The 25,942-nt window shown below is 64.3% G+C and carries 28 protein-coding genes and 1 tRNA gene; 12 read left to right on the top strand and 17 right to left on the bottom strand.

Annotated elements, in window-relative coordinates; genetic code table 11:
* Positions 1–8: 8 nt before the first annotated feature.
* From BHD07_RS02865 to BHD07_RS02875, 3 genes are all read right to left on the bottom strand, one after another.
* Positions 9–956, bottom strand: coding sequence for a carbohydrate ABC transporter permease (locus tag BHD07_RS02865; RefSeq protein ID WP_018093826.1), 948 nt, complete (start codon positions 954–956; stop codon positions 9–11).
* Positions 957–1,222: 266 nt separating this feature from the next.
* The gene (locus BHD07_RS02870; protein WP_275596996.1) at positions 1,223–2,482 is read right to left on the bottom strand and encodes an ABC transporter substrate-binding protein; all 1,260 of its coding nucleotides are present in this window, start codon (positions 2,480–2,482) and stop codon (positions 1,223–1,225) included.
* A gap of 55 nt (positions 2,483–2,537) precedes the next feature.
* Positions 2,538–3,434 carry an N-acetylmuramic acid 6-phosphate etherase gene (locus BHD07_RS02875; RefSeq protein ID WP_275596995.1) on the bottom strand — a complete coding sequence of 299 codons (897 nt, stop codon included), beginning with the start codon at positions 3,432–3,434 and terminating at the stop codon, positions 2,538–2,540.
* Between the two features lie 199 nt (positions 3,435–3,633).
* Between BHD07_RS02875 and BHD07_RS02880 the strand changes: the two genes are divergently transcribed.
* From BHD07_RS02880 to nagA, 4 genes are all read left to right on the top strand, one after another.
* Positions 3,634–4,518 carry an N-acetylglucosamine kinase gene (locus tag BHD07_RS02880; protein WP_100669879.1) on the top strand — a complete coding sequence of 295 codons (885 nt, stop codon included), beginning with the start codon at positions 3,634–3,636 and terminating at the stop codon, positions 4,516–4,518.
* On the top strand, positions 4,515–5,279 hold the full coding sequence (locus BHD07_RS02885) for a GntR family transcriptional regulator (protein ID WP_018093830.1): 765 nt from the start codon (positions 4,515–4,517) through the stop codon (positions 5,277–5,279). Before BHD07_RS02880 ends, BHD07_RS02885 begins: the two co-directional genes overlap by 4 nt.
* Before the next feature lie 94 nt (positions 5,280–5,373).
* Positions 5,374–6,396: an SIS domain-containing protein gene (locus BHD07_RS02890; protein ID WP_275596994.1), complete on the top strand. Its 1,023-nt coding sequence runs from the start codon at positions 5,374–5,376 to the stop codon at positions 6,394–6,396.
* Entirely contained in the window at positions 6,393–7,553 is a 1,161-nt protein-coding gene (gene nagA, locus BHD07_RS02895; RefSeq protein WP_275596993.1) for an N-acetylglucosamine-6-phosphate deacetylase, read from the top strand. The genes BHD07_RS02890 and nagA overlap by 4 nt, the downstream gene beginning before the upstream one ends.
* A 201-nt stretch (positions 7,554–7,754) precedes the next feature.
* Here the strand turns inward: nagA and BHD07_RS02900 are convergent, their stop codons facing one another.
* Genes BHD07_RS02900 through BHD07_RS02910 form a run of 3 tightly spaced genes read right to left on the bottom strand, consistent with a single transcriptional unit; the run spans position 7,755 to position 10,764 of the window.
* On the bottom strand, positions 7,755–8,498 hold the full coding sequence (locus BHD07_RS02900) for a copper homeostasis protein CutC (RefSeq protein ID WP_275596992.1): 744 nt from the start codon (positions 8,496–8,498) through the stop codon (positions 7,755–7,757).
* Positions 8,495–9,406 carry an ROK family protein gene (locus BHD07_RS02905; protein WP_275596991.1) on the bottom strand — a complete coding sequence of 304 codons (912 nt, stop codon included), beginning with the start codon at positions 9,404–9,406 and terminating at the stop codon, positions 8,495–8,497. The genes BHD07_RS02900 and BHD07_RS02905 overlap by 4 nt, the downstream gene beginning before the upstream one ends.
* The gene (locus BHD07_RS02910; RefSeq protein WP_275596990.1) at positions 9,403–10,764 is read right to left on the bottom strand and encodes an amidase; all 1,362 of its coding nucleotides are present in this window, start codon (positions 10,762–10,764) and stop codon (positions 9,403–9,405) included. The genes BHD07_RS02905 and BHD07_RS02910 overlap by 4 nt, the downstream gene beginning before the upstream one ends.
* A 385-nt stretch (positions 10,765–11,149) precedes the next feature.
* On the opposite strand from BHD07_RS02910, the gene BHD07_RS02915 reads away from it, so the two are divergent.
* Positions 11,150–11,884, top strand: a complete 735-nt coding sequence (locus BHD07_RS02915; RefSeq protein ID WP_018093837.1) for a sulfate transporter family protein — start codon at positions 11,150–11,152, stop codon at positions 11,882–11,884.
* Between the two features lie 76 nt (positions 11,885–11,960).
* A complete protein-coding gene (locus tag BHD07_RS02920) occupies positions 11,961–12,173 on the top strand; it encodes a SlyX family protein (protein ID WP_033047208.1) in 213 nt (70 codons plus the stop codon).
* A gap of 75 nt (positions 12,174–12,248) precedes the next feature.
* Here BHD07_RS02920 and BHD07_RS02925 read toward each other — a convergent pair whose 3' ends face one another.
* The 3 genes from BHD07_RS02925 to BHD07_RS02935 form a co-directional block, all read right to left on the bottom strand.
* Positions 12,249–13,241, bottom strand: coding sequence for a BMP family lipoprotein (locus tag BHD07_RS02925; protein WP_018093839.1), 993 nt, complete (start codon positions 13,239–13,241; stop codon positions 12,249–12,251).
* Positions 13,242–13,527: 286 nt separating this feature from the next.
* The gene (gene msrA / locus BHD07_RS02930; protein ID WP_275596988.1) at positions 13,528–14,181 is read right to left on the bottom strand and encodes a peptide-methionine (S)-S-oxide reductase MsrA; all 654 of its coding nucleotides are present in this window, start codon (positions 14,179–14,181) and stop codon (positions 13,528–13,530) included.
* A gap of 52 nt (positions 14,182–14,233) precedes the next feature.
* Entirely contained in the window at positions 14,234–14,551 is a 318-nt protein-coding gene (locus BHD07_RS02935; RefSeq protein WP_018093841.1) for a membrane protein, read from the bottom strand.
* Positions 14,552–14,781: 230 nt separating this feature from the next.
* Here BHD07_RS02935 and BHD07_RS02940 point away from each other — a divergent pair.
* Positions 14,782–14,871 (top strand) — tRNA-Ser (locus BHD07_RS02940).
* 214 nt (positions 14,872–15,085) lie between these two features.
* Here BHD07_RS02940 and BHD07_RS02945 read toward each other — a convergent pair.
* Complete coding sequence (locus BHD07_RS02945) at positions 15,086–16,561, bottom strand: MFS transporter (RefSeq protein WP_275596987.1); 1,476 nt, start codon at positions 16,559–16,561, stop codon at positions 15,086–15,088.
* Between the two features lie 130 nt (positions 16,562–16,691).
* Between BHD07_RS02945 and BHD07_RS02950 the strand changes: the two genes are divergently transcribed.
* Positions 16,692–17,618, top strand: a complete 927-nt coding sequence (locus BHD07_RS02950) for a LysR family transcriptional regulator (RefSeq protein ID WP_275596986.1) — start codon at positions 16,692–16,694, stop codon at positions 17,616–17,618.
* 12 nt (positions 17,619–17,630) lie between these two features.
* On the opposite strand, the gene BHD07_RS02955 is transcribed toward BHD07_RS02950, so the two are convergent.
* On the bottom strand, positions 17,631–17,900 hold the full coding sequence (locus BHD07_RS02955) for a BON domain-containing protein (protein ID WP_275596985.1): 270 nt from the start codon (positions 17,898–17,900) through the stop codon (positions 17,631–17,633).
* A 193-nt stretch (positions 17,901–18,093) separates the two neighbouring features.
* On the opposite strand from BHD07_RS02955, the gene BHD07_RS02960 reads away from it, so the two are divergent.
* Positions 18,094–19,038, top strand: a complete 945-nt coding sequence (locus tag BHD07_RS02960) for an AEC family transporter (protein WP_100669871.1) — start codon at positions 18,094–18,096, stop codon at positions 19,036–19,038.
* Positions 19,039–19,068: 30 nt separating this feature from the next.
* On the opposite strand, the gene BHD07_RS02965 is transcribed toward BHD07_RS02960, so the two are convergent.
* The gene (locus BHD07_RS02965) at positions 19,069–20,166 is read right to left on the bottom strand and encodes a branched-chain amino acid aminotransferase (RefSeq protein ID WP_275599948.1); all 1,098 of its coding nucleotides are present in this window, start codon (positions 20,164–20,166) and stop codon (positions 19,069–19,071) included.
* A gap of 175 nt (positions 20,167–20,341) precedes the next feature.
* On the bottom strand, positions 20,342–21,085 hold the full coding sequence (locus BHD07_RS02970; protein ID WP_275596984.1) for a c-type cytochrome: 744 nt from the start codon (positions 21,083–21,085) through the stop codon (positions 20,342–20,344).
* A 153-nt stretch (positions 21,086–21,238) separates the two neighbouring features.
* On the opposite strand from BHD07_RS02970, the gene BHD07_RS02975 reads away from it, so the two are divergent.
* From BHD07_RS02975 to BHD07_RS02985, 3 genes are all read left to right on the top strand, one after another.
* Positions 21,239–21,991 (top strand): 3-deoxy-manno-octulosonate cytidylyltransferase, encoded by a 753-nt coding sequence (locus tag BHD07_RS02975; protein WP_018093848.1) that lies wholly within the window; start codon positions 21,239–21,241, stop codon positions 21,989–21,991.
* A 24-nt stretch (positions 21,992–22,015) separates the two neighbouring features.
* Positions 22,016–22,870 carry a prephenate dehydratase gene (locus BHD07_RS02980; RefSeq protein WP_275596983.1) on the top strand — a complete coding sequence of 285 codons (855 nt, stop codon included), beginning with the start codon at positions 22,016–22,018 and terminating at the stop codon, positions 22,868–22,870.
* A gap of 168 nt (positions 22,871–23,038) precedes the next feature.
* Positions 23,039–23,176, top strand: coding sequence for a DUF1127 domain-containing protein (locus BHD07_RS02985; RefSeq protein WP_018093850.1), 138 nt, complete (start codon positions 23,039–23,041; stop codon positions 23,174–23,176).
* Positions 23,177–23,307: 131 nt separating this feature from the next.
* Here the strand turns inward: BHD07_RS02985 and BHD07_RS02990 are convergent, their stop codons facing one another.
* From BHD07_RS02990 to BHD07_RS03005, 4 genes are all read right to left on the bottom strand, one after another.
* Positions 23,308–23,676 (bottom strand): VOC family protein, encoded by a 369-nt coding sequence (locus tag BHD07_RS02990; RefSeq protein ID WP_100669868.1) that lies wholly within the window; start codon positions 23,674–23,676, stop codon positions 23,308–23,310.
* A gap of 98 nt (positions 23,677–23,774) precedes the next feature.
* A complete protein-coding gene (locus BHD07_RS02995; protein ID WP_275596982.1) occupies positions 23,775–24,461 on the bottom strand; it encodes a helix-turn-helix transcriptional regulator in 687 nt (228 codons plus the stop codon).
* Positions 24,462–24,467: 6 nt separating this feature from the next.
* On the bottom strand, positions 24,468–25,448 hold the full coding sequence (nudC, locus tag BHD07_RS03000; protein WP_338277585.1) for an NAD(+) diphosphatase: 981 nt from the start codon (positions 25,446–25,448) through the stop codon (positions 24,468–24,470).
* A gap of 2 nt (positions 25,449–25,450) precedes the next feature.
* Positions 25,451–25,897 carry an HIT domain-containing protein gene (locus tag BHD07_RS03005; RefSeq protein WP_275596981.1) on the bottom strand — a complete coding sequence of 149 codons (447 nt, stop codon included), beginning with the start codon at positions 25,895–25,897 and terminating at the stop codon, positions 25,451–25,453.
* Between the last annotated feature and the right edge of the window lie 45 nt (positions 25,898–25,942).

The raw sequence follows: 25,942 nt of genomic DNA on the forward strand, positions 1-25,942 counted from the left end.
TATCCTCCTTAGAACTGATAGCGGCGCATGCGGCGCTGTATGCCGAAGAGATAGAGCGCGACGCCGGCGAGAATGATCAGGAACATGATCGCGGCGATCGTCGCGCCCATCGAACGGTCGCCGAGCTGAAGCTGGAAACCGAAGAAGGTGCGATAGAGCAGGGTGCCCAGGATGTCGGTCGACTTGTCCGGGCCGGCCAGCGCGCCCTGCACCGTATAGATCAGATCGAAGGCGTTGAAATTGCCGACGAAGGTGAGGATCGACACGATGCCGATGGCAGGCAGGATCAGCGGAAGCTTGATCTTCCAGAACTGGCTCCAGCCGGTGACGCCGTCGAGCTCCGCCGCCTCGGTCACCTCGTCTGGAATGTTGAGCAGCGCCGCATAGATCAGCATCATCGGGATGCCGATATATTGCCAGACGGAAATGAGCGAAACGGCGATAAGCGCGGTGTCGGGCTTGCCGAGCCAGGGCCCGAACAGCGATCGCAGGCCGACCGTGTCGAGAAGATAGGGGGCGACGCCCCAGATCGGCGACAGGATCAGCTTCCAGATGAAACCGACGATGACGAAGGAGAGCAGCGTCGGCAGAAAGATCGCCGTGCGGTAGAAGGCGCCGAAGCGCAGCTTCGGGACGGACAGCATGGCGGCGAGCGCGATGCCGATCGGGTTCTGCACGGCCATGTGGATCAGGAAAAAGACGAAATTGTTCTTGAGCGCGTTCCAGAAATCCGCCGCCCAGCGCGGGTCGCCGAACAGAACCTTGAAATTGCCGAGGCCCACGAAGGTCAACTGGCCGTCAACCGTGTTGTAGAAGGACTGGCGCAGCGTCTCGAAGAGCGGAAGGATCATCACCGCCGTATAGACGACGAGCGCCGGCAGCAGAAAGACGAGGATGTGCCAGCGCCGCGGGCGCCTGATCTCGGTGACGTCGGTCGTGATTTCACGTGGGTTCATCGGCCTCTGGCCCGTTCTCAAACCGGCTGGCCATAAGGGCGCAGCCTCGATTTCTTTCGAAATGCGGCGCGGCTTCCTGCCTTGCACCGTGCTTCCGTCTGGCGTCCCGGGGTCGCGGAGAGCCGGCAAGCCGCTTCGATCCGCCCGTCACAGGCGCGGCGCCGTAGCGCCGGTGCCCGAGCAATCCATGACGCCGTCCCGCATGCGATACGTTTGCACATGTCGGGGAGGGTGCGCAGACGGCGTCCACGCACCCCGTTTCGGTCTTACTTTACCGGCTTGAACCAGCTGTCGAGGCCGTCCTGGAGCTTCTTGGCCGCCGCCTCCGGCGTGTCCGTGCCGTTGATGACATTGGCCGACATGACCCAGGTTTCGTTCTCGAGGTTAGGGGTTCCGCGCGAAAGGATCTGATAGGTCGAGCGGATGGTCGGCTTGCATTTCTCCCGCCAGGAGACGAATTCCTGAGCGAGCGGATCGGACATCTTCACCGCCGTCGAATTCAGGCTGAAGAAGCCGGGCAGGGCGTTCGCATAGATTTCCGCGAACTCCGGCGAGGCGACCCAGGTGAGGAAGGTCTTAGCGGCATCCGCATTCTTGCTCTTGGCATTGAGGCCGATGCCGATGTCGTTGTGGTCGGAGATGTAGCAGGTATCGCCCGCCTTCTTCACCGGGGGCGGAAAGGCGCCCATCTTGAATTCGGCCTGTGTGTTGAAGCCGGAGATTTCCCAGGAGCCGGCCGGGTAGATCGCCGCCCGGCCGAGCGTGAAGAGGTTCTGGCTGTCCGGATAGGTCTGCGCCTCGAAGCCGTCGCCGAGATAATCCTTCCACTTCGCCAGCACGCGGAAAGGCTCGACCCACGGCTCGTCGGTCAGTTTCTGCTCGCCTTTCAGCAGAGCCAGACGGCCTTCCTCGCCCTTCCAGTAGTTCGGGCCGATGTTCTGGTAGCCCATCGTGGCGGCTTCCCAGAGATCCTTGGTGCCCATCGCCATCGGGATGTAGTTGCCGTCCGCCTTGATCTTTTCGAGGACCGCGAAGAACTCCTCCTCGGTCGTCGGAACGGAAAGGCCGAGCTGGTCGAAGGCATCCTTGTTGTAGATGAAGCCGTGAATGACGGAAGCCATCGGCACGCAGAAGGTCGCCTTGCCGTCGTCGGTCGTCCACGCTGATTTGGCGACGTCGGAGAAATTCTCCATGCCGGGAAGACCGGTCAGGTCGGCAAGATGCTTCTTGCTGTAGAGTTCGAGCGAGGCGTCGAAGGGACGGCAGGTGATGAGGTCACCCGCGGAGCCGGCGTCGAGCTTGGCGTTGAGGGCGGCGTTGTATTCGGTGGGGGCCGAGGGCGCGAATACCACCTTGATGCCCGGGTTCTTCGCCTCGAAGGCGGGGATCAGCTTTTCCTGCCAGATCGCCAGGTCGTCATTGCGCCAGCTTTCGATCGTCAGCGTTGCCTCCTGGGCTTGTGCAAGCCCGGTCGAGCCGAGAATGCTCGATGCGAGCAGCAAGCCTTTCATTGTTGTGCGGGTCATGCAGTTTCTCCCCTTTAGGCGCGTGTCGCGCGGTTTTGAATTCCCAGTTTATCTCTCACGCCCCGACGATGGCGATCGCCCGGCGCAAATTCTGATCGGCGCGCTCGAGCGCGTCCTCGGCATGGGCGATGTCCCTCGCTCCGGATGCGAGCAGGATCGCCAGCTTGACCGACCCGGCGGCAAGGCCGAGAAGCCTGTCCGCCTCGGCGGCGCCGATGCCGGTTATGTCCGAGACGATCCGGATCGCCCGGCCGCGCAGCTTGATGTTGTCGGCACGCAGATTGACCATGTGACCATCGAGCACGTGGCCGAGATGGATGCCGACCATGGTCGAAAGCATGTTGAACGCGATCTTCTGAGCCGTCCCAGCGCCCATGCGGGTCGAGCCGGACACGACTTCCGGAGGCGTCTCCAGGAGGATGGAGACGTCGGCGTTCAGAAGGAGCGGTGCGCCGGCATTGTTGGCCATGCCGATGACGCGGGCGCCGCGTTGCCCGGCCTCGTCGGCAGCGGCGATCGCATAGGGCGTGGAACCGCTGGCAGAAACCGAAATGAGGCAGTCGCCCGCCCCGATTCCGGCGTTGCGCACATCGGTGCGCGCGAGCTCCATGTCGTCCTCATAGCCGCCGGCAAGATCGGTGAGGCTTTCGGCGCCGCCGGCAATGAGAATGACGATCTGCTCCCGAGCTATGCCGTAGGTGCCTGGCAGCTCGAGCGCGTCCGCCATCGCCATCAACCCGGAGCTTCCTGCGCCGGCATAGGCAAGCCGGCCGCCCGAGGCAAGGCTGTCCGCCGCAAGGCGGGCCGCGGCGGAAATCGGCTCGATCGCCTGTTCCACCGACCTTGCCGCCTCCTGCTGACCGGCTGCGAGCAAGCGAAGGGCCAGCTCCGGACGCATGACGTCCAGGCCCTTGGCATTGTCGCGGCGTTCTTCGGTCTTGGCTGGCGGCATGGCATCGTCCTCCTCTTCTGGAATTAATGCCAAAAAAATACCACTTGTCTAGGAGAAATTTAACTTTTACCGCAAGAAACCACTGAAAAAAGAAATAAATCCATAGTTTTCAAAGAAGTAGGCTGGGGAATGATCAGTAGTCAGAAATCTCGCTTGGTTAATGGTATTTTTTTGGTATCTTGTGGTGACGGAGGTACCCATGGCGTTTTACCTGATCGGAATTGATGGCGGCGGAACGAGCTGCCGCGCGGCTGTGGCAGCCCTCGACGGCCGCATTCTCGGCCGCGGCAAGGCGGGCGCCGCGAACATCCTTACCGATCCGGAAACGGCGCTGCAGAACATAACCGATGCGGCGCGCAACGCCTTCGGGGATGCGGGCCTCGACCAGGCCGCAATTGCGGCATCGCGCGCTATCGTCGGCGTCGCCGGCCACAATGTGGGCGATGCCGTTCATTACGTGAAGAGGCGGCTTCCCTTTGCTCAGGCCGATATCGAGTCCGACGGGCTGATCGCGCTGCAGGGCGCTCTCGGCGACGGGGACGGGGCCGTCGCGATACTCGGGACGGGCACGATCTATATCGCGCGCCGGGGCGATGAGATCAGCTATGTCGGCGGCTGGGGCTTCACTATCGGAGATCACGGCAGCGGCGCACGCATCGGTCACGCGCTGCTGCAGGAGAGCCTGCTCGCCTATGACGGCATACATGAAGGCTCGCGCGTGACCGATGCCGTGCTTGCCGAGTTCAACCACGACCCGCGCGACATCGTCGATTTCGCACGCCTCGCCAAGCCCGGCGAGTTCGGCCGCTATGCGCCGCGCGTCTTCGAATATGCCGAGCGCGGCGACCCTGTGGCAGTCAGCCTGTTGGAGGCTGCCGCCGCGACGGTGGACGAGGCGCTCGACGTGGTGGTTTCGAGGGGAAGCGAGAAGCTGTGCCTCCTCGGAGGATTGGCGCCGCTTTATCGCCGCTGGCTCGCCGACCGGCATCAGCCGCGCTTCGTCGAGGCGCAGGCCGATGCTTTGACCGGCGCCGTCGCGCTGGCGGCGGCCCGTTTCGGCTCCCATTCCGGGGTATCGGCATGAACCAGCAGCTCGCCGCCATTCTGCCGCTCGAAACCCTGCAGTCGGGGGGCGCCGGCCCGCTCTATCTGAAGCTCAGACAATCGCTCGAAGAGGCGATCCTGTCGGGCAAGCTCAATCACGGAGATGCGCTGCCGCCGGAGCGGGATCTTGCGGATTACGCCAATGTCAGCCGAGTCACGGTCCGCAAAGCGGTCGACGATCTCGTGCGTGACGGGCTCCTCGTGCGCCGCCACGGTTCCGGGACCTTCGTCGTCCGGCCGGTTTCGCGCGTCGAGCAGTCGCTTTCGCGCCTGACCTCCTTCACCGAGGACATGGCCCGGCGCGGCCTCAACACGCGTGCGGAATGGCTGGAGCGCGGTCTCTTCCATCCCTCGCCGGACGAGATGATGACCCTCGGGCTTGCGGCCGACGCGCTGGTGGCGCGCCTTGGGCGGCTCCGTATTGCCGACGACATGCCGCTTGCGATCGAACGCGCCTGCGTTTCGGCGGAATTCGTTCCCGATCCGCTCGCCGTCGCCTCCTCGCTCTATTCAGAGCTCGAGAAGAAACAGGCCCGGCCGGTGCGCGCGGTGCAGCGGATCTCCGCCTGCAATATCAAGGAACCGGACGCGGCCATGCTCGGCGTCGCGGTCGGCGCCGCCGGTCTTTCGATCGAGCGCGTCTCCTATCTTGCTTCGGGGCGTGTGGTCGAATTCACGCGGTCGCTCTACCGCGGCGATGCCTATGATTTCGTCGCGGAGCTGACGATCCCGGAAAATTGAGCCGGCGGGGCCGGACGAGGGAAGGGCGGGACCAAGGAAAAGTGTAAAGCGGTTTTCCGCCCGCATCCCGCCTGTTTGATGAAAGGACATGACGATGCAGACCAACATGCGGCGAGAAATCGACGAGATTCCCGAGGCCGCAGCCCGGTTGCTGGAGCGTTCGGCCACGGGGCTGGCGCAAGCAGGCGCGGCGCTACGCGCCAAGGATCCGGCCTTTCTGGTAACGATCGCCAGAGGCTCTTCCGACCATGCCGCGCTGTTCCTGAAATACGCGATCGAGCTCACGATCGGTCGTCCGGTCGCCTCGCTCGGACCATCGCTGGCGTCGATATACGGTGCCGATCTGAAACTCGGCGGTGCGGCGGCGATTGCGATCTCGCAGTCCGGCAAGAGCCCGGACATCGTGGCCATGGCCGAAGCCGCGACACGCGCCGGCGCCGTTTCGATCGCGCTGACGAACACGCTGCCGTCGCCGATCGCCGAGGCCTGCACCCACCCGCTCGACATTCTCGCCGGGCCCGAAATTGCCGTTGCGGCGACCAAGTCCTATGTTAACTCGATCGTCGCCGGTCTTGCCGTGCTCGGCGAGTGGACCGGCGACGCGACGCTCAAGCATGCGGTCGCCGATCTGCCGAACCAGCTTGCCAAGGCCGTGAAGCTCGATTGGCAGGACTTCGCCGACGATCTTGCAGAAGCGGAATCGCTCTATGTGCTGGGCCGCGGTCCGGCGCTGGCCATCGCCAGCGAAGCGGCGCTGAAATTCAAGGAGACGTCCGGCATGCATGCCGAGGCCTATTCCGCGGCGGAGGTGCTGCACGGACCGGTGGCGCTGGTCGGGCCCCGGTTCCCGGTGCTTGTGCTGGCCGCCCGCGATGCTGCCGAGGCCTCTGTCGCCGATATCGCGGACGGCATGAGCGCCAAGGGCGCGGTGGTGCACGTGACCTCGGCACGGGCGAGCAAGGCAAAGCGCCTGCCCTTCGTCGAGACCGGGCACCCGCTCACCGACGCCTTGGCACTGATCCTGCCGTTCTATGGCTTCGTCGAGGCCTGGTCCCGCTCGCGCGGTCTGAATCCCGACGCACCGGAGAACCTCAAGAAGGTGACGGAGACACGATGACTGCGAAGAAGACGATCAGCGGAGCGCGGATTTTCGACGGCATCGACTGGCACGACGGGGCAGCCCTCGTGATCGAGGCGGGACACGTCAAGGCGATTGCGCCGGCGGGAAGCGTCCCCGCCGGCGGCGAGACCGTCGACGCGCGTGGCCTGCTTCTCGTGCCCGGTTTCATCGATCTGCAGGTGAATGGCGGCGGCGGCGCGCTTCTGAACGAAGCGCCGACTCTCGAAAGCATCCGGCAGATCTGCGCGGCGCATGCGAAATTCGGCACGACGGCGCTGCTGCCGACGCTGATCACCGACACGCGCGCGGTCAGGACCGCGGCCATTGCAGCAGGCGTCGAGGCGAAAGCCGCGGCGGTTCCGGGCTTCCTCGGCCTGCATCTCGAAGGCCCGCATCTGTCCGTCGCGCGCAAGGGGGCTCACGATCCGGCGCTGATCCGCCCGATGGGCGATGACGATCTTGCCGAGATACTCGCTTGCGCAAAGGCGCTCGGCCGTCTGATGCTCACCGTGGCCCCGGAAAACGCCACCAGGGAGCAGGTGCGGGCGCTGGCCGATGCCGGCGTCGTGGTGAGCCTCGGCCATACCGACGTGGATTACGATACCGCCTGCGCCTATGCCAAAGCGGGTGCCCGGACCGTCACACATCTCTTCAACGCCATGAGCGGGCTCGGCCATCGCGAGCCCGGCGTTGTCGGCGCGGCGCTTTCGACCGGCACGCTCCACGCGGGCATGATCGCCGATGGTTTTCACGTTCACCCGGCGTCGATGGGTATCGCGCTGCGCGGCAAGAAAGGCCCGGGTCAGATTTTCCTGGTCACCGACGCCATGTCGCCGATCGGCACCGACCAGACGAGTTTCTTCCTGAACGGACGGGAAATCCTGCGCCAGGGCGGGCGCCTGACGCTTGCCGACGGCACCCTTGCCGGCGCCGATATCGACATGCTGTCGTCGGTCCGCTTCGTCCACCAAAGGCTTGGTCTGCCGATCGAAGAGGCGGTTCGCATGGCCTGCGCCTATCCCGCCGACGCCATGGGGATCGCCTCGCACAAGGGCCGGCTCCTGCCTGGTACGGATGCGGACTTCGTGCTGCTCACGCCGGAACTCGCAATGAAATCGACCTGGATCGCCGGGGAGGCGGTTTTCGCGGTTTGAGGCAGCTTGGCGGCGCGATACACGGCAAGATGCCCCTAACCCTAACCCTCTCCCCGCAGGCGGGGAGAGGGTACTTGCCCTATGAAACACGGGCGGTTGTGGCTGGGCAGGCAGTCTCCGCTCGGCCCTTCGCCCCGCCTGCGGGGAGAAGGTGGCCGGCGGGCCGGATGAGGGGCCGACGCCGGAAGGAAGCATCACAACCTAGGCTTGCATCTTCGCCCCTATGGCATCGAGCCGCGCCCGCATCGCCCTGATTGTTGCTGCGTCCGTGCGGCGACGCTCCGACGCGGCGAATCCCATCTCGACGAGGCGCCTGTCTTTAGCCGCCTCAGAAACAGAACAGGACGAATGAACCTCGGCGACAGCAAGCCTCGGCACGATCGCTCCAACTGTGTCGATGGTGATGCCCGATCCGGGCATGATCGAGAGCCGTCCCGCCGCCAGTTCGATCAGTCTTTCCAGCGTATCGGCCGCTTCCGGTGCCGTTCTCGCGCCGCCCGAAGTCAGGATGCGTTCGAAGCCGAGATCGGCGGCGATCTCCACCGCCTCGGCGAAATCCGGCACCAGATCGAAGGCGCGGTGCAAGGTGAGCCCCAAACCTGACGCATGGCCGGCGAGTTTCGTCAGCATGCGCGCGTCCAGGCGGCCGTCGGCGAGCGATGCGCCGAGAACCACGCCGGCGAGTCCTGCATGCCGCGCCGCGTCGATGTCGTGTCGCATGACCTCGAGGTCGGCCCTGTCATAGATGAAATCGCCCGCCCGCGGCCGGATCATCGCATAGACTGGCACCGGCGGTGGAGCGGCGGCGGCCATCAGGCCGGGGCTGGGTGTCAGCCCTCCCGCCCCAAGCGCCGAACAAAGTTCGATACGGTCGGCGCCCCCGGCAACGGCTGCCTCCAGACCATCCGGATCGTCGACGCAGACCTCGAGCAATATGCGGCTCATGCCGATCTCCCAGCGAAGCCGAGCAGGGCGGCGCCGATCAGGCCGGGCTCCACCCGGCACTCGCCACGCACGACGAGCGGCCGGTCGAAACGCCTGAGGATGCGCGCCCGCACCGCCCGGTCGATTTCGGTCAGCAGCGCTTCGGCATTGGAAAGGCCGCCGCCCACCGGCACGATCGTCGCCCCGGTAATGTTGATCACGAGCGCCAGCGGCGAACTCACCAGATCGACGAAGACGTCGATCGTGCGCGCCGCCTCGGCATTTCCGTTCTGCCAGCCTTCGATAATGTCGTGACTGGAGAGCGCCTTGCCGTGGACCGTCTCGTGGAGTCTTTCCAGCCCGCGTGCACCGCCGACCGTATCGACGCAGCGGCTCTGGCCGCAGCCGCAGGGAAAGGCCGGTATGTCCATGGGCGGGTTTCCGGCGGCGGCCGCGACGGCGGGGCCGTGACCCCACTCGCCGGCAAAGCCGCCATCGGCATTGATCAGCCGGCCGTCGATCACCAGCCCGCCGCCGACGCCGGTGCCGAGGATGGCGCCGAAGACGATGCGATGGCCGCGCCCGGCGCCGATACCGGCCTCGGCAAGCGCGAAACAATCGGCATCGTTGGCGATCACCACCGGCAGGTGCAGCGCCGCTTCGAGTTCGGCGACGAGCTCACGCCCGTCGATGCAGGGAATGTTGGCGCATTTGATCCGGCGCGTCTCCGGATCGATCACCCCGGTGATCGAGATCGCCACCCTTTCGGGCAGGCCGCCCGCTTCGTCGAGCACGGATTCCATCGCCTCGACGAAGCGGCGGAAATCCGTGAGCGGCGTCGCGCGTCGGGGCAGCGGGAATATCCGCTCCGGCGAATGGGTGATCGCGCCCTTGATCGCCGAGCCGCCGATGTCGAAACAGACGATCATACATCGCCCCGGATGGTCGCCTCGGCGGCGAGTGCTGCGGAAAGCAGGCGGTCGTCCTGGTGATGAGGCGCCGAAAGCTGGAAGCCGACCGGCATGCCGGCCGCACCCGTGCCGCAGGGAAGAGAGACGCCGCAGAAATCCAGGAAGTTGCCGATCGATGTATTGCGCAGCGTCCTGGCATTGACCTTGAAGAAGAGATCGTCGTCGGCAAGAAGCGGATCGAGCGGCGGCGCCACATGCGGCAGGGTCGGATGCGCAATCAGCTCGCCGGCCCTGATGCTCTCGCCCGCTTCATGGATCAGCCGGTCGCGGGCGTCGAGGATGGCGATGTAATCGCTGACGGTGATCTTCTCGCCGAGGCGGCTACGGGCGACGACGCGCGGGTCCATGCGCTCCGCGTCAGGCCCTGCCAAGCGTTCCCGGTGCAGCGCGTAGGCCTCTGCCGTCACAAGAGCGCCGTGGCGGGCGGTAAGCTCGAAAATTTCCGCAAAGCTCGGGAAGGCCTGCCGGCGGACCTTCACGCCCGCCGCTTCGAGGCGCTTGATCGCTTCCTCGAATGCGGTCACGACTTCCGGTTCGGCGTCGTCGAAGACGATCGTCTCGGGAACGACGATTGAAAGATCGGCGATCTCGGCGCGGCGGATCACCGGCGCGGTCAGTCCATGCATGGCGGCGTCCGCCCAGACTGCATCCTGCACCGTCTGGCAAAGAGGGCCAAGCGAATCGAGGCTTTGCGCGAGCGGGAAGACGCCCTTCATCGCGTAACGGCCGCGTGTCGCCTTGTAGCCGACGATGCCGGTCATCGCCGCCGGGATACGGATCGAGCCGCCGGTGTCGGTGCCGATCGCCAGCGGCACAAGGCCGGCAGCGACCGCAGCGGCGGAACCGGAGGAGGAGCCGCCGGGAATGCGATGGACATCCGTGGACCTCGGATTGCGCGGCGTGCCGTAATGCGGATTGATGCCGAGCCCGGAGAAGGCGAATTCGCTCATATTGGTCCGCCCGACGCTGACCATGCCGGCGCTTCCGAGGTTGGCGACCACCGTTGCGTCGGCCGCGGCCGGCGGCCCTTCAGCGAGAGCGACGGAACCTGCGGTCGTGGCATCGCCGGCAAGATCGAAGAGGTCCTTCCAGGCGACGGGCAGGCCGTCGAGCAGCCCGAGGGAGCGGCCGGTCTTGATGCGCTCGGAGGCCGCCTTCGCTTCGCGCGCCGCACGCTCCTGCGTGAGCGCGACGAAGATCGATCGGTCGGGGTGGTTTTCGATCCGCGTCAGGGTTTCCGCGACAAGTGCGACGGGATCGAGCTTGCCGGACTGCGCGAGCACGGCGAGGCTCGCAAGTGTTCGTTGGTTGATCATGGTACCTTTTCCCGCTGGCGTTCCAGCGCTCGGATACGACTTTCCTTCCCCTGGATCACGATGTTTTTAGGTCGGGCGACCTGAAAACATGGGCGTGATCGTTTCCAGGAGGTTGAGACGCGGGATCCGGGCGGAAAACCGCACACACTTTTCCTCGTCCCGCTCCAGCATATCGCATTCGTTCGACGCACACGACAATGCCCTCCTCGTTATTCCGATAGAGCAGGCGGGGTGCTTCTGCGATGGTAAAGCAATCGGCGACTTGGGGGCTGTCGCTACAAAAGGAAACAGCAGCACGCCCGAAAACCGCCTCCGGCCGGCTTGCCCCTGCCGGCCGCTCTGCCTACATGCCTTTCGGTTGCACTTATCGGCCAGGGAGACGGTCATGATTCTCGATGCGGCGCGCCTTGCCTTCGCCAATCTTTTCGCGACGGAGACCCGCACCGTCTTCTGGAAGGTCATCGGGCTGACGCTGCTGGCGCTCGTCGCGCTCTGGTTCGCGCTGCGCGAGCTCTTCGTCTGGCTTGCCCTGCCCTGGATCGATGCGCTGATGCCGGGCACACCCGACTGGGCGGGGTGGCTCACTTTCGTCGTCGGGATCTTTGCGAGCCTGGGACTCGCGCTCGCTCTGGCGCTGCTGCTGGCGCCGGTGACGGCGCTGATTGCCGGCTTCTTCCTCGACGATGTCGCCGAGGTGGTCGAGAAACGGGACTATCCCGGCGAGGCGCCCGGCACGCCGCTGCCTCTCGCCGAGGCTATCACCGGTTCGGCGAAATTCCTCGGCGTCGTCATTCTCGGCAACATCGTCGCGCTCTTCCTCCTGCTGGTGCCGGGCGTCAATCTTGTCGCGTTCTTCCTCGTCAACGGCTATCTGCTCGGCCGGGAATTCTTCGAGTTCGCCGCCATGCGCCATCGTCCGCCCGCGGAGGCGCGGCTCTTCCGTGCCAAACATCGCTCGACCGTATTCCTCGCCGGCCTCGTGCTGGCGGCCTTCCTAGCCGTGCCTCTGCTCAACCTGCTGACGCCGCTCTTTGCTGCCGGCATGATGGTGCACCTGCACAAGATGCTCTCGGCGCGGGACACCGGTTTTGCGGGCACGACCGCGGCTGCGAGAAGCTGATCGCACCGCGCTCCCTTGACACCCGGCTGCGCGCCGACATTCTGCGCCCGACTTTAAATCCGACCCACGGAGAAGCATGATGCGCGAAGCAGAAGAGCGGATCACCCGGCTCGAAGAGACGGTGGCTCATCAATTGAAGACCATCGAGGAGCTTTCGGACCAACTGGCGGAGCAATGGAAGGTGGTCGAGCAGACGCGCGCCAAGCTCGATCGTCTGACGGAACGGTTCCTGAGCCTCGAAGAACAGGCGCAAGATGCGACTCCGGTGACGCGCCCGCCGCATTATTGATGCTTCTTGATCCGACAAAAAAAGCCTCCGGTCGCATGAACCGGAGGCTTTTGAATAAGGTCTGATGTGCGACGATCAGTACGGGCAGGTCTCGTCGGTCATATAGTCGTGAACCTGGACCTTGCCGGCGATGATGTCTGCCTTCACTTTCTCGACCGCTTCCTTCATTTCCGGCGTGATCAGCGCCTGATTGTGCTCGTCGAGCGCGTAGCCGACTCCGTCTTCCTTGAGACCGAGATTGGAGATGCCGAATTCGAACTTGTCGTCCTTCGCGGCCATGAAGGAGTCGTAGACGGCGACGTCGACGCGCTTCAGCATGGATGTCAGCACCTTGCCCGGCTGCAGCATGTTCTGGTTGGAATCGACACCGATTCCGAGCTTGCCCGCATCCGCTGCCGCCTGCAGCACGCCCACGCCGGTGCCGCCGGCAGCATGATAGACGACGTCGGAGCCCTGATCGATCTGCGACTTGGCGATCTCGCCGCCCTTGACCGGGTCGTTCCATGCATCGGGCGTGGTGCCGGTGTAAGCTTCGAGCACCTTTACGTCCTCACCGGTCGACTTGGCGCCGCCGACATAGCCGCAGGCGAATTTGTGGATCAGCGGGATGTCCATGCCGCCGACGAAGCTGACCGTCTTGGTCTTGGAGGCGAGGCCGGCAAGAACGCCGACGAGATAGGAGCCTTCCTGCTCCTTGAAGACAATCGATTTGACGTTGGGTTTTTCGACAACCATGTCGATGATCGCGAACTTGGTGTCCGGATATTCGCCGGCGAGCTTCTCGAGCGACGCGGCCCAGTTGAAGCCGGCCATGACGATCGGGCTGTTGCCGTCGCTGGCGAAGCGGCGCAGCGCCTGTTCGCGCTGGGCGTCGTTGGCGATCTCGAACTCGCGATATTCGATGCCGGTTTCGGCCTTGAACTTTTCGGCTCCGTTGAAGGCCGCTTCGTTGAAGGATTTGTCGAACTTTCCGCCGAGGTCGTAGATGATCGCCGGCTTGATGTCGGCGGCCAATGCCGTCGCGGACATCATCGAGAATGCAAGGAGACCGAGAATGGTTTTTTTCATTGTAAAGCCCTGTTGTCGCTATTGATCTTTTCGGGTCTTCCGCCGGTCCCGAACGGGGCCCCCACCGCGGAACCCGCCCCTCTCTTTAAGGCTTGGGTGGGCGCATCCTTGCACGGCTTCGGCAAAAAAACATCCAAATTTTTTCGGATGGTAAAAAAGCGATCCGGCCGCTGAACTGGCCGGCGGAGCCGGCTCACGGTGCAAAAAAAGGGGTGCGGACATATGTCCGCACCCCGTTCGATCCTAAGCATGTCGAGAGCGTCGGCTTCGACGCGCCGCGGAACGGTCAGGCGCCGATCGGGCAGCTGACGCCGGTGCCGCGCAATCCGCAATAGCCGTCCGGATTCTTGGCGAGATATTGCTGGTGATAGTCTTCGGCGAAGTAGAAAGGTCCCGCCTTCGCGATTTCGGTGGTGATCTCGCGATCATGCTTGCCGACCCGCAGCGCCTTCTGGAAGGCGTTGCGCGCAGCATTCGCCTCGGCGAGCTGCTCCTCGTCATAGACATAGATCGCCGAGCGGTAGGTGGTGCCGACGTCGTTGCCCTGGCGCATGCCCTGGGTGGGGTCGTGCTCCTCGAAGAATGTCTTCAGCAGGCGCTGAAGCGAGACCTTGGCCGGATCGTAGACCACCAGCACCACCTCCGTGTGGCCGGTCAACCCCGTCGTCGTCTCCTGATAGGTCGGATTGGGCGTGAGCCCGCCGGAGTAGCCGGCAGCCGTCACGTAGACGCCGGGGATCTGCCACAGGAGACGCTCGGCGCCCCAGAAGCAGCCCATACCGAAGAGGATCTTCTTCATGCCCTCCGGATAAGGGCCCTTGAGCGGCCGTCCGGACACGAAATGCGTCGTCGCGGTCGGGATTTCCTCCTCTCGGCCGGGCAGCGCCGTTGCAGCATCGGGCAAGATGGTCTTCTTGTTGAACATGTCGATCAGAAACATCTGAGGCTCCTTTCGTCAGCGCTCGTGGGAGCAAGCCGCGCGGCTCCGGCGCTCAGGCGGCAAAGCGCCCGGCAGCGGGTTTCTTCCTGTATCCGGCCATCCACAGGAGGAGGGCGAGGGCGAGGAATACGGCAAAGGCGGGCTGCGCCAGAATCCAGTGCAGCGCCCTGAGCCACATTGCAGGCCCGGCGCCGGTCCGCTGCAGCGACTGAATCCAGTTCAGCTGGTCGGATCCGATCGCCGCTATGCCGTCGGCAAGCGAAGTGATGACCGGCTCCGACGCCGCTACCGACTGAATGGAATCGATCGTCCCTGCAAAGACCGCAGCCATCAGCGCCAGAAAGCTCGCAAACCGAAGCAGCAACCGCATCCGCTCCCCCCTTTCGGCTCGTCCTGCGCAAGAGATAGGCGCAAGGGCGGGCAAGCGCAATGGCGGGTCATCCGCAGCAGCTTTCACGGCCTGTCAATAATATGTCAGAAACCAGTTGATCCCGCGCACATCATCGGTATATATCGCGCCCGTCTCCCGGTTTCACCGGTGACGCGGAGAAGCTTCGCTTTTCCCCATCCAGCCGGATCGACCGCCGGCTGCAGAAGGATGGACAGGTGGCCGAGTGGTTGAAGGCGCACGCCTGGAACGCGTGTATACGTGAAAGCGTATCGAGGGTTCGAATCCCTCTCTGTCCGCCATCAGCCGCCGATTGTCCTCAGCGCGATATTGCCGCCGATCACCGCATCATCATCAAGCTGCATACGCACATCGCCAACGACCGCCGTTCCTATGCTACAGCCCGACGTCTGCGACGTTCGTGTTCGACCGTGGTGTCGGTGACGGACCAGTCGTCGAACGCAGCCGGCAGGGTTCCCGCCACTGACGAAGCAAGATGGTGCCGGCAACCATACCTCACCGATCTTCATCGCGTAGTGCCGCGCCGGCGGAAGCGCGCATCAAGAGAGCGCGGCTCCGGAGCGCGATGACGAGTGCTGCCATGTCCAGGACGCCCGCGACTGTGAAAGTGATCCGCATGCCGGCGGCAACGGCCACGGGTGGTGCGGACGCGATCTCGGGTGTAGCCGATGCGAAGGCGAAGATGACTCCCATGACCGATGCGCCGGTGACGAGCCCGAGATTGCGCGAGAGATTGAGCATTCCGGAGACGAGGCCGCGCCGGTCCGGGCGGACTTCCACCATCACGGCCGTATTGTTGGCTGCCTGGAACAGCTGGTAACCCGGCGTCAGGATAAGCATGGCGGCCAGGTAGCCGGCGACGCCGAACATCTCAGGAATCACCGACAGGGCGAATGAGCCGGCGGCCATTGCGAGGAGACCTGCGACGATCATGAACGGGGCTCCCATGCGGTCGACGGCACGGCCGGCCGGCAGACCGCTCAGGGCGGAGACGACCGGACCCGCCGACATGACGATCCCGACCAGCGCTTCACCGAGGCCGAGCGAGCGCGAAAGGTAGAACGGCCCGACCACCAGCGTTGCCATCATCACCGTGGAGACAAGTGCGCTCATGGCAAGCCCCGCACCGAGCACCGGGTCCCGCAGAGCCTCGATCCGGATCAAGGGGGTCGCCGCTCGCCGCTCGGCCAGTACGAAGAGGCCGGCGCCGACGACGGCGGCGGCCAGGAGAGCCATGTTGAGCGGACCGAAACGATCGCGCGCAACGGTCATGGCCAGTGCATAGGCGGCCAGCGTCAGGCCGAGCAGCACCGTGCCCGGAACGTCGAAATCTGCATGCCTGGCCGCAGGCCTTTGGAGATCGGCGGGCAGCGAGCGATGAGCGAGAAGAAGGGCCAAAGCGCCGAGCGGCACGTTAACGAGGAAGATCGCCTGCCAGCCGAGACCGGCGACTAGGACGCCGCCGAGCGACGGCCCCAGCGCGGTTCCGATCGCCGACATGGTGCCCAGCAGGCCCATGGCGCCCCCGGTCTTTTCCTTCGACACCGTCTCTCCGACCAGGGCCGTGGCGAGCGCCATCATGACCGCCGCACCGAGCCCCTGAACCGCCCGGGCGGCAATGAGGAGCTGCAGGCTCGGTGCAGCGCCGCACAAGCCCGAAGCCACGGTAAAGAGCAGGATCCCGGCAAGCAGCAGCCGCCGGCGCCCGACCATGTCGCCGAGCCGGCCGACACCGACGATGAGGGTGGTAATGGCAAGGAGATAGGCAAGGACGACCCATTGGACCTGCTGGAACGAGGCGGAGAACGCCGTGGCGAGGCTCGGCAGGCCGACATTCGCGATGCTGGTGCCGAGCGAGGACAGCAGCACGGAGAGCGAAAGGCTGACGAGCGCCCATCGGGCCGAAGCCCTGTGCGGATTTGCACCTGCGGCATCGTCTGGCGCGGCAACGGCTGGTTTCGGCATGAACATTCCTTCCCTGGACCCTGAAGCGTTCGAGGAGAAGCTAGCCGCTCGACCATCATGGCGGAACACGCACGATTTGCACTTGATTCGTGCGTTTCACGCCATGTCAGAATGAAATCTGTGCTACTGTCGCTGCATGGCGAAACCCGATCTCAATCTCCTCGTCATCCTCGACGTGCTGCTCACGGAAGGCAGCGTCGCGCGCGCTGCCAAGCGGCTGCGCCTGAGCCCCTCGGCAATGAGCCGGGCGCTTCAGCGATTGCGCGAGACGACCGGCGACCCGCTTCTGGTTCGGGCCGGGCGCGGCCTCGTTGCGACGCCGCGTGCGCTCGATCTGCGCGAGAAGGTCGGCCGGCTGGTGGAGGAGGCGCAATCCGTCCTGCGGCCGCAGGAGAAACTCGACCTGAAACGGCTCGCTCGGACGTTCACGCTGCGCACCAGCGACGGCTTCGTCGAAAACTTCGGGCCGAACCTCCTTGCCCGGCTCGGCGCGGAAGCTCCCGGGGTACGCCTGGCCTTCGTGCAGAAATCGGACAAGGACAGCGGCCCGCTTCGGGACGGGAGCGTCGATCTCGAAACTGGTGTGGTGGGCGAGGCGACAGGGCCGGAGTTGCGGACTCAGGCTCTGTTCCGGGACCGGTTCATCGGCGTCGTGCGCAATGGCCACGCTTTGAGCGGGGGCGAGGTAACACCGGCCCGCTACGCAGCCGGCAGGCACATCCTTGTTTCAAGGCGGGGGCCGGAGAAGACGGCTGTCGGCATCGATGATGCAATGAGGTCGATCGGATTGGAGCGCGAGGTCGTTACCATTGTGGGCGGCTTTTCGAGCGCCCTGGCGCTGGCTCGCTCCACGGACCTGATCGCCAGCGTTCCAGAACGCCACACCAGCGCCTTGCGTGAGGGAATGCACAGCTTTGCGCTGCCCTTCTCCCTGCCGCAGATCACGGTGTCGCTGCTCTGGCATCCGCGGCTCGATGCCGATCCGGCGCATCGCTGGCTGCGCGGCTGCATCCGCGAGGTTTGCACGGCGCAAGGCTCAGACATGCCGGCCCTAGCCAGTTGAGACGCGACGCCTTCACTTTGAATCTTCGCGCGCCCTTAGTCCGTTCTCCACGCTCGAAACACCGATGACCGAGGCGGCTGCTTCGCCGGCAGAGGCAATGTCCGCTTCGCTTCCAACCGTACCGGAGAGCACGACGATATTGCCTAAAGCGATCACCTCCATGTCGCTCGTATCGATCGTAGTTGCGTAGCGAAGGAAGTGCAGAACTTTCTCCGCCAGATCGTCATCGGTCAGATGAGGATCGTCGTCCTTGTGAGAGTAGTTCGGGTATTCGCTCGGCATTTCTGGTCATTCCCGTCCTCGATCGCAACGCTTGGCAGCGCCGGAATGTTCCGGTCGCGCATGGCCGCGTTCGCGCTGATTCTTCTGTAATTGCTGCATGTTGGCCTCTAATCAAGAAGGCCCGCAGCATGCGTCTCCCTTGCCTCCATAGCCCGAACAGGGCTATGGCTTGGAAACCCATCAAGGCTCTTCCATGTCCGACGTCTTCCTGAACGTTCTACCGATTTTCGTCCTGATCCTGACAGGCTGGCTCATCGTCCGGCTCGGCTACCTGAAGCCGGCCGTCGGCGAAGCGCTCGGCGATTTCGTCTTCCGCGTCGCAGTGCCGGTGCTGCTCTTCCGTACCATCGCAGAGGCGGATTTCAAGGAAGGGTCGCCCTGGCCGCTCTGGGTTGCCTATTTCTCCGGCGTCGCGGTGACCTGGACCATCGGCCATCTGGCGGCGACGCTCGGCTTCGGCCGGGACGCGCGCATGGGGGTGCTTGCCGGCGTTTCGTCCGCCTTCGCCAATACGGTGTTCATCGGCCTGCCGCTCGTTTCCCGCCTTGTCGGCCAAGACGGTATCGTTGCGCTGTCGATCCTGCTTTCCGTTCATCTGCCGGTCATGATGATTGCCGGAACGGTGATGATGGAGCGCGCGGAACGTCAGACGACCGGCGCACCGGGGCAGGGCATCTGGAAGCTCATGGGCGGAGTTGCCCGCAACCTCGTCCGCAATCCCCTCGTGATCGGCCTTGCCTTCGGCGCTCTGTTCCATCTCCTCGGACAACCGCTCGGCGGACCGGTGAAGATCGTCGTCGACCAGCTTGCGGGCGTGGCAGCGCCTGCGGCGCTCGTCTCGATCGGCATGGCCCTCGACAAATACGGTCTTGCCGGCAATACCGGGCTCGCGGCCGTGACGAGCACCCTCAAACTCCTGGTGCTCCCCGGCGCCGTCTTCGCCGCCTGCCATCTGTTAGGGCTGAGCGACAGCTGGACCGCGGCGCTGGTGCTGACCTCGTCGGTCCCGACCGGCGTCAACGCGTGGCTGATCGCCAACCACTTCAATGTCGGGCATGCGCTCGCCTCCTCGACCATCACCCTGACCACTGCGCTCGGCGTGGTCAGCGTGTCGGTGTGGGCCTATCTGCTGATGTGACGGGGCGGGAGTCCTGACCGAAGGCTGCGCTCAAAACAGCCGGTCGAGCCAGCCATGCGGGTCCGGCGCGCGCCCGTTCTGGATGTCCAGCAAGGCTGTCTTCAGGCGGCCGGCAACCGGACCGGCTCCGCCGTCGCCAATGGTGAAGCTGTGTTCGCGGCCCTTGACCTTGCCGATCGGCGTTACGACCGCAGCCGTCCCGCAGGCGAAGGCCTCGGTGAGGCGGCCGCTTTCCGCATCCGCCTGCCATTGATCGATGGCATAGGGCTCTTCACGCACCGTAAGCCCCATATCGCGGGCGAGCGTGATCAGCGAATCGCGCGTGATGCCCGGCAGGATCGTGCCCGTCAGCGGCGGCGTCTGCAGCGAGCCGTCGCGGAAGACGAAGAAGACGTTCATGCCGCCGAGCTCTTCGACGAAGCGGCGCTCGACCGCGTCGAGGAACACCACTTGCTCGCAGCCCTCCTGCATCGCCTCCGCCTGCGCCGCAAGACTCGCGGCATAGTTACCGCCGCATTTGGCCTCGCCGGTGCCGCCGGGCGCTGCCCGGGTGTAATTCTCCGAAACCCATATGGTGACGGCCGGGGCGCCGCCCTTGAAGTAGGAACCGACCGAGGAAGCAATGACGCAGTAGAGATATTCAGCCGAGGGCTTCACGCCGAGGAGCACTTCCGTCGCGATCATGAACGGCCGGAGATAGAGCGCGGCTCCTTCACCGGCGGGAATCCAGTCGCGGTCGATACGAACCAGTTCGCGCACGGATTGGACGAACAGCTCCTCCGGCAGCGGCGCCATTGCGAGCCGAAGCGCGGAATTGCGGAAACGGCGCGCATTGGCGTCGGGGCGAAACAGCGTGGCGCCTCCGTCGGGCAGGCGATACGCCTTCATGCCCTCGAAGATCTCCTGGGCGTAATGCAGCACGAGTGTCGACGGATCGAGATCGAACGCCTTTCGCGGGCCGATCTTCGCATCGTGCCAGCCGCGGCCCTCGGAATAGCGGATCGTCGCCATGTGATCGGTGAACACGCGCCCGAAGCCCGGATTGGCAAGCAGCGCATCGCGCTCGCCGGTCGCCACTCTGGTCGGGTTCTGCTCGAACAGGAAAGTCTGCTCACCGCTACCGGTCATCTGTCGTCTGCTCCTTCGTTCCGAGCGGTTGGTGTCGCTCGCGTTGCATATGTCGAATGGTGAAGGCCATTCTATATCATGATGCGGCCAGGCTCATCACATCTGCGGGATGTGAAAAAACCCGATCGACCGACCGGGTTTTTCAGGAAGAAGACTGGCCGTGTGCTGACCGCAGTCAGTTTGCCGGAGCCGGCGCCGGAGCGCCGGTCTGACCTGCCGGAGCTGCTCCGCCTTCGGCAGGAGCAGGGGCCGGGCTGGCTTCAGTGGCTGCGGGGGCCGCACCGCCCTCGGCAGGAGCCGGAGCTTCAGCAGCGGCGGGAGCCTCCTGACCTGCAGCGGGTGCCGCCTCGGTGGAGCCTGCCGCGCCGGCGTCCGGCAGCGGGGCCGGGCTGTCGGCCTGCTCACGCAGCCAGGCGATGAGGTTGGCGCGCTCGTCGGTCTTCTTGAGGCCGGCGAAGCCCATGGCCGTGCCCGGCACGTGCTTCTTCGGCGCTTCGAGGAAGTAGCTCAGATGATCGTAGTCCCACACGACCTTGCCGCCTTCGGAAAAGGTCTGCATGCCCGCGGAATAGCTGAAGCCCTCATGCGAGGCGATCGGGCGGTTGACGACGCCCCAGAGGTTCGGGCCGACCTTGTTCGGTCCGCCCTTCTCGATGGTGTGACAGCTTGCGCATTTCTTGAACACGGCCTCGCCGGCGGAGGCATCGGCGCTGGCGAGCAGCGGCCCGATCGGTTCGGACTTCGCTTCCTCGCCGCCGGCAGCCCCCGCTTCGCCTGCCGTTTCCTCGGCGACGATGGCGAAACCTTCCTTCTCGGGAGCTTCGGAATGGAAAATGCCTTCCGACGCAATGGATACGGACATCAGAACGAAGACCGTACCCAACAAGGCACCCACACCCATGTTCACATATGGATTCATCTGCAAACGCTCCCTTAGCCACCGGCAAACAAAAAACCGGCCCATCTTGAAATCGCGCGGAACCTATGTCTTTTGGCTCTGCGTTGCAACAGAGATTATCAACCCCGGAGTGAGACGTTTTGACACTTTCTCCGGGTTTTCGAAGGCCGAACGATGAATCGTGAACAATCGGGCAAAACCCTCGTACTCATTCCCGCGCGCATGGCGTCGACGCGCCTTCCCGGCAAGCCGCTTGCCGACATTTGCGGCCTGCCGATGATCGTGCAGGTGGCAAGGCGGGCGGCGGAGGCCGAGGTCGGGCGGATCGTGGTGGCAGTCGATCATCCCGATGTCTTCGCGGCCGTGACCGGCGCCGGCTTCGAAGCGATCATGACGCGCGTCGATCACCAGTCGGGCTCCGACCGGATCCACGAGGCGCTCCTGAAAGCTGATCCGCATGGCGAAGCGGAAATCGTCATCAACGTTCAGGGCGATCTTCCGACCATCGAGCCGGGTCCTATTCGTGCGGCGCTGAAGCCGCTGGAAAATGCCTCGACCGACATCGCCACGCTGACCGTGGCGATCACCGACGAACACGAAAAGACCAATCCCAACGTCGTCAAGGTCGTCGGCTCGCCGCTTTCCGAAAGCCGCTTTCGCGCGCTCTATTTCACCCGCGCCACCGCACCCTACGGCGAAGGCCCCCTCTATCACCACATCGGGCTTTACGCCTATCGTCGCAAGGCGCTGGAAAGCTTCGTTTCGCTGAAGCCGTCGACGCTCGAGAAACGCGAATCGCTCGAGCAGTTGCGGGCGCTCGAAGCGGGCATGCGCATCGATGTCGAGATCGTGGACTCCGTGCCGCTCGGGGTCGACACGCCGGCCGATCTCGACAAGGCCCGCCGCATCCTTTCCGCCCGCGTCTGACATTCCGACATCAAGGGGACCAAAGTGACCGCCAAGACCAACCGGATTTCATTCCAGGGCGACTACGGCGCCAATTCCGACATGGCCTGCCGCGACATGTTCCCGTCGATGGAGCCGCTGCCGTGCCAGACCTTCGAGGACGCTTTCCTGGCGGTTGAAAACGGCGAGGCCGATCTCGCCATGATCCCGATCGAAAACACGATTGCCGGACGCGTCGCCGACATCCATCACCTCCTGCCGGAATCGCGCCTGCATATCGTCGGCGAATATTTCATGCCGATTCGCTTCCAGCTGATGGTGCTGCCCGGCGTCGGGCGCGACGAAATCCGCACCGTGCACAGCCATATCCATGCGCTCGGCCAGTGTCGCAAGATCGTGCGTGCCAACGGGTGGAAGCCGGTGGTCGCGGGCGATACGGCCGGCGCCGCCAAGCTCGTCAAGGAAGTGGGCGACCGCTCGATGGCGGCGCTTGCTCCGCGCCTTGCCGCCGACCTCTACGGCCTCGACATCATCGCCGAGAACGTCGAGGACACCGACAGCAACGTCACGCGCTTCGTGGTGCTGTCCAGAGAGGAGAGCAGGGTTGCCCGCACCTCGAAGGACGAACTGATCATCACGACCTTCGTCTTCAACGTGCGCAATATCCCGGCGGCGCTCTACAAGGCGATGGGCGGCTTCGCGACGAACGGCATCAACATGACCAAGCTCGAGAGCTACCAGCTCGGCGGCAAGTTCGTGGCGACCCAGTTCTATGCGGACATCGAGGGGCATCCCGACGATACAGGCGTGCGCCACGCGATGGACGAGCTGCGCTTCTTCTCGGAAAATGTGCGCATCCTCGGCACCTATCCGGCGCATCCGATGCGCGGCGTGCTCTAACCATGCGGTGCGGCTTCGGCCGACCCGCATCACCCCGGACGGCACGAGAAAACGGCAAAACGCGTTAACCGGCTACGCGTCCAGTGCATGCCTAATTTGCAATCATGGAACTACTTAAATCTTAGGCAAATGCCTATTTAGCTCTCGTACAAAGAAGGAGCTAAAAAGATGAAAATCCGTCAGAAGATTACGGAATACGTAAAGATGCGCCGTGCGGTCCGCGAGCTGAACGCTCTCGACGATCACGCCCTGAGCGATATCGGTATTTCCCGTTCCCAGATTCAGGCAGCCGTTTTCGGCCGTTAATACCGGGATGACCCCGCGCCGCATTTGACCGCGCGACATCCGAAGTCTTCCACACCCCGCCTCCGTGCGGGGTGTGAGCGTTTTATACACACGTTTGATTACGGGCGTTCAACGTTTCTCACGCGGCATGGCTATTCGTCGTAAAGGCAGACACGCAGGCGATGCCCGTCCGGATCGAGTGCGACGAAAGTCGGTCCGAAATCCATCCGTGTCAGTTCCTGGGCGATCGGCAGGCCCATTGCGCGCCATTCCTCGTAACGCGCACGCACAGCCTCTTCCCCTTTTACCATGAAGGCGACTTCGGCTCGGGCGCCGTCACCGATAGGCTGAGGCTGCACTTTCTCCCTTGCCCACAAGCCGAGAACGAAACCGTCCTGCACCTCGAAGGACGAGAAGGTCGGAAAGGTGGCGGTCGGCTCTTTGGCCAGAAGCTTCCTGTAGAATTCGACGCTGGCCGGTGGGTCCATGACATAGAGGACGATGAGATTGGGTGTTGCCATGATGGTCTCCTTGTTTCGAGACCTGAAGTCTAGCCCGGCATGCTGCCAGTTTTTGTCAGCAGTCTGCGAGGCGGCAAAGAAACATCCGCGCATCGGATTCAGGCGGGATCGATGCCGTTCACGGCGCGCCAGTCCTTGAGCAGGGCTTGGCGGCGGCGCGGATAGCGATTGTCGAGCATCGCCGCTTCTGCAATCCGGTCCGTCCGGAAATGGCGGAAATCCTGCCTCAGCTCGCACCACGCCGCGAGCACCCGGACCTCTTCGAAGAAACCAAGCACGAAGGGCCAGACCGTCCGGCGGCTGTCGCGGCCGTCATTGTCGAGATAGTGCAGTTCGACCTTGTGTTCGCTGCGGATCGCTTTGCGCAAGAGGCTGAGGTCGATCGTTTCGGCACCCGGCTTTCGCGGGCCCACCAGAAGGGTCGAATGCTCGAGTTTCTCTTTCAGGTCCGCCGGAAGCACCGAGCCGATCTTTGCCAGCGCATCGGCGGCTGCGGTCGCGAGCCTTGGGTCGCCGCGTTTGGCGACCCAGCGAGACCCTAGCACCAGCGCCTCGATCTCCTCCTCGGAAAGCATCATGGGGGGAAGCATGAAGCCGGGCCTGAGCACGTAGCCGACGCCGGGCTCGCCTTCTATATGCGCGCCCCGCGCCTGCAGGCTGGCTATGTCCCGGTAGAGGGTTCTGAGACTGACGCCGGTCTCCTCGGCGAGCCGCCGGCCGCTGACCGGCTGGCGATAACGCCTCAGCACCTGCATGAGATCGAGCAGGCGTTCCGATCGGGACATGGCACCTCAGCTGCGCTCGGGCCAGGCCAGCCAGTCGCGCATGAGCTGGTGCGCAATGGCGCCCTTCGGCGGCGGAATGTGCTCGTCTCCGGTGTCGGCGACGCCCGTGGCGCGCTCCAGCATCGCCTCGGTTTCCGCCCGCGTGAACCAGCGGACGTCTTCCAGTTCCTGTTCGTCGCGCTTGATGGCGGTCGACTTCGCTTCCGCATAGCAGCCGATCATCAGCGAATGGGGGAGCGGCCAGGGCTGCGACGCATGATAGCGCACGCGGCCGATCCGGATGCCGGACTCCTCGAGCGTTTCCCGGCGCACCGCGTTTTCGATCGTCTCGCCCGGCTCGACGAAACCGGCGAGGCAGGAATACATGCCCGGCGTAAAATGCGGGCTGCGGCCGAGCAGGCATTGATCGCGCTCGACATCGATCGTCAGCATGATAACGACCGGATCGGTACGCGGGAAGACCATGTGCCCGCAGGCCGTACAGATGCGCCTATAGCCGCCAGCCGCACCGTCCATCGGGCCGCCGCAGCGGCCGCAGAACCGGTTGCCGGCGTTCCAGACGATCAGGCTCGACGCCTGCGCAAACTGCCCCAGCAGGTTTTCCGGCAGCATCTGCTGGCGATAGAGCATGCGGGCATCGGCGATCTTGAAGGGCTCCGGCACCGTCTCCTCCGTCAGCCCCGAAGGCACGGCAAGACGCGGCTCGCCGTTCGGCAGAAAGCCGAGCAGGACCGCATCGTCCATGGTCGGCTCGAGCCCCGCCAGTTCATAGGGTGCGAAAAGCGGATCGATGACCTTCTCGTCGTGCTTGACGATCAGCTTCGCCCCGGAAAAAGCCAGGAAATGCGCGCCGGGATGCTTGAGCGCCGCCTCGATGCAGTTGTCGGGGCGGTGCTCGGACCGGCGGTCCAGGTGGTTCTCCGCGAAGGCGACGAGCGTGCTCGGCTCGGGGTGCGGGCTGTGAAGATCGAAGATCGTTTTCGTCATGCTCAGAGATTTTCCATGATGCGTGCTGCGAATGCCCTGTGCTCCTCCTCCGGCCATGGCTCGGCCTTGCCGAAGCCCCAGACCGGGCCCGGCCAATTCGGATCGCCTTCACGACGGGCGATGATATGCACGTGAAGCTGCCGGACGATGTTGCCGAGCGCGCCGATATTGATCTTTTCGGCGCCGGTCGCCTTCTTCAGGCCTGCCGCTACCAGATTGGTCTCGAAGGTGAGCATCGCCTGGTCGAGCGGCGTCAGTTCGAAGACCTCCGTTATGTCGGCGCGCTGGGGTACGAGGATCAGCCAGGGCCAGCGCCGATCGTTCATCAGCCGCATCTGGCACAGCCCGAGCGTGCCGATCGGTATGCCGTCGCGCTCAAGTCGCTCGTCAAGCGTGAAGGTCGTCAAGAAACTCTCCTCGGCATCAAACGGATTCGCTTTGTTTTGCATATCGATACCAGTTTTTTAAAGGCTTGGCTTGCATTTGCTGCGGAT

Origin of the sequence: Sinorhizobium sp. KGO-5 (genome assembly GCF_036245905.1) — a bacterium.
Taxonomy (GTDB): Bacteria; Pseudomonadota; Alphaproteobacteria; order Rhizobiales; family Rhizobiaceae; genus Sinorhizobium; species Sinorhizobium meliloti_A.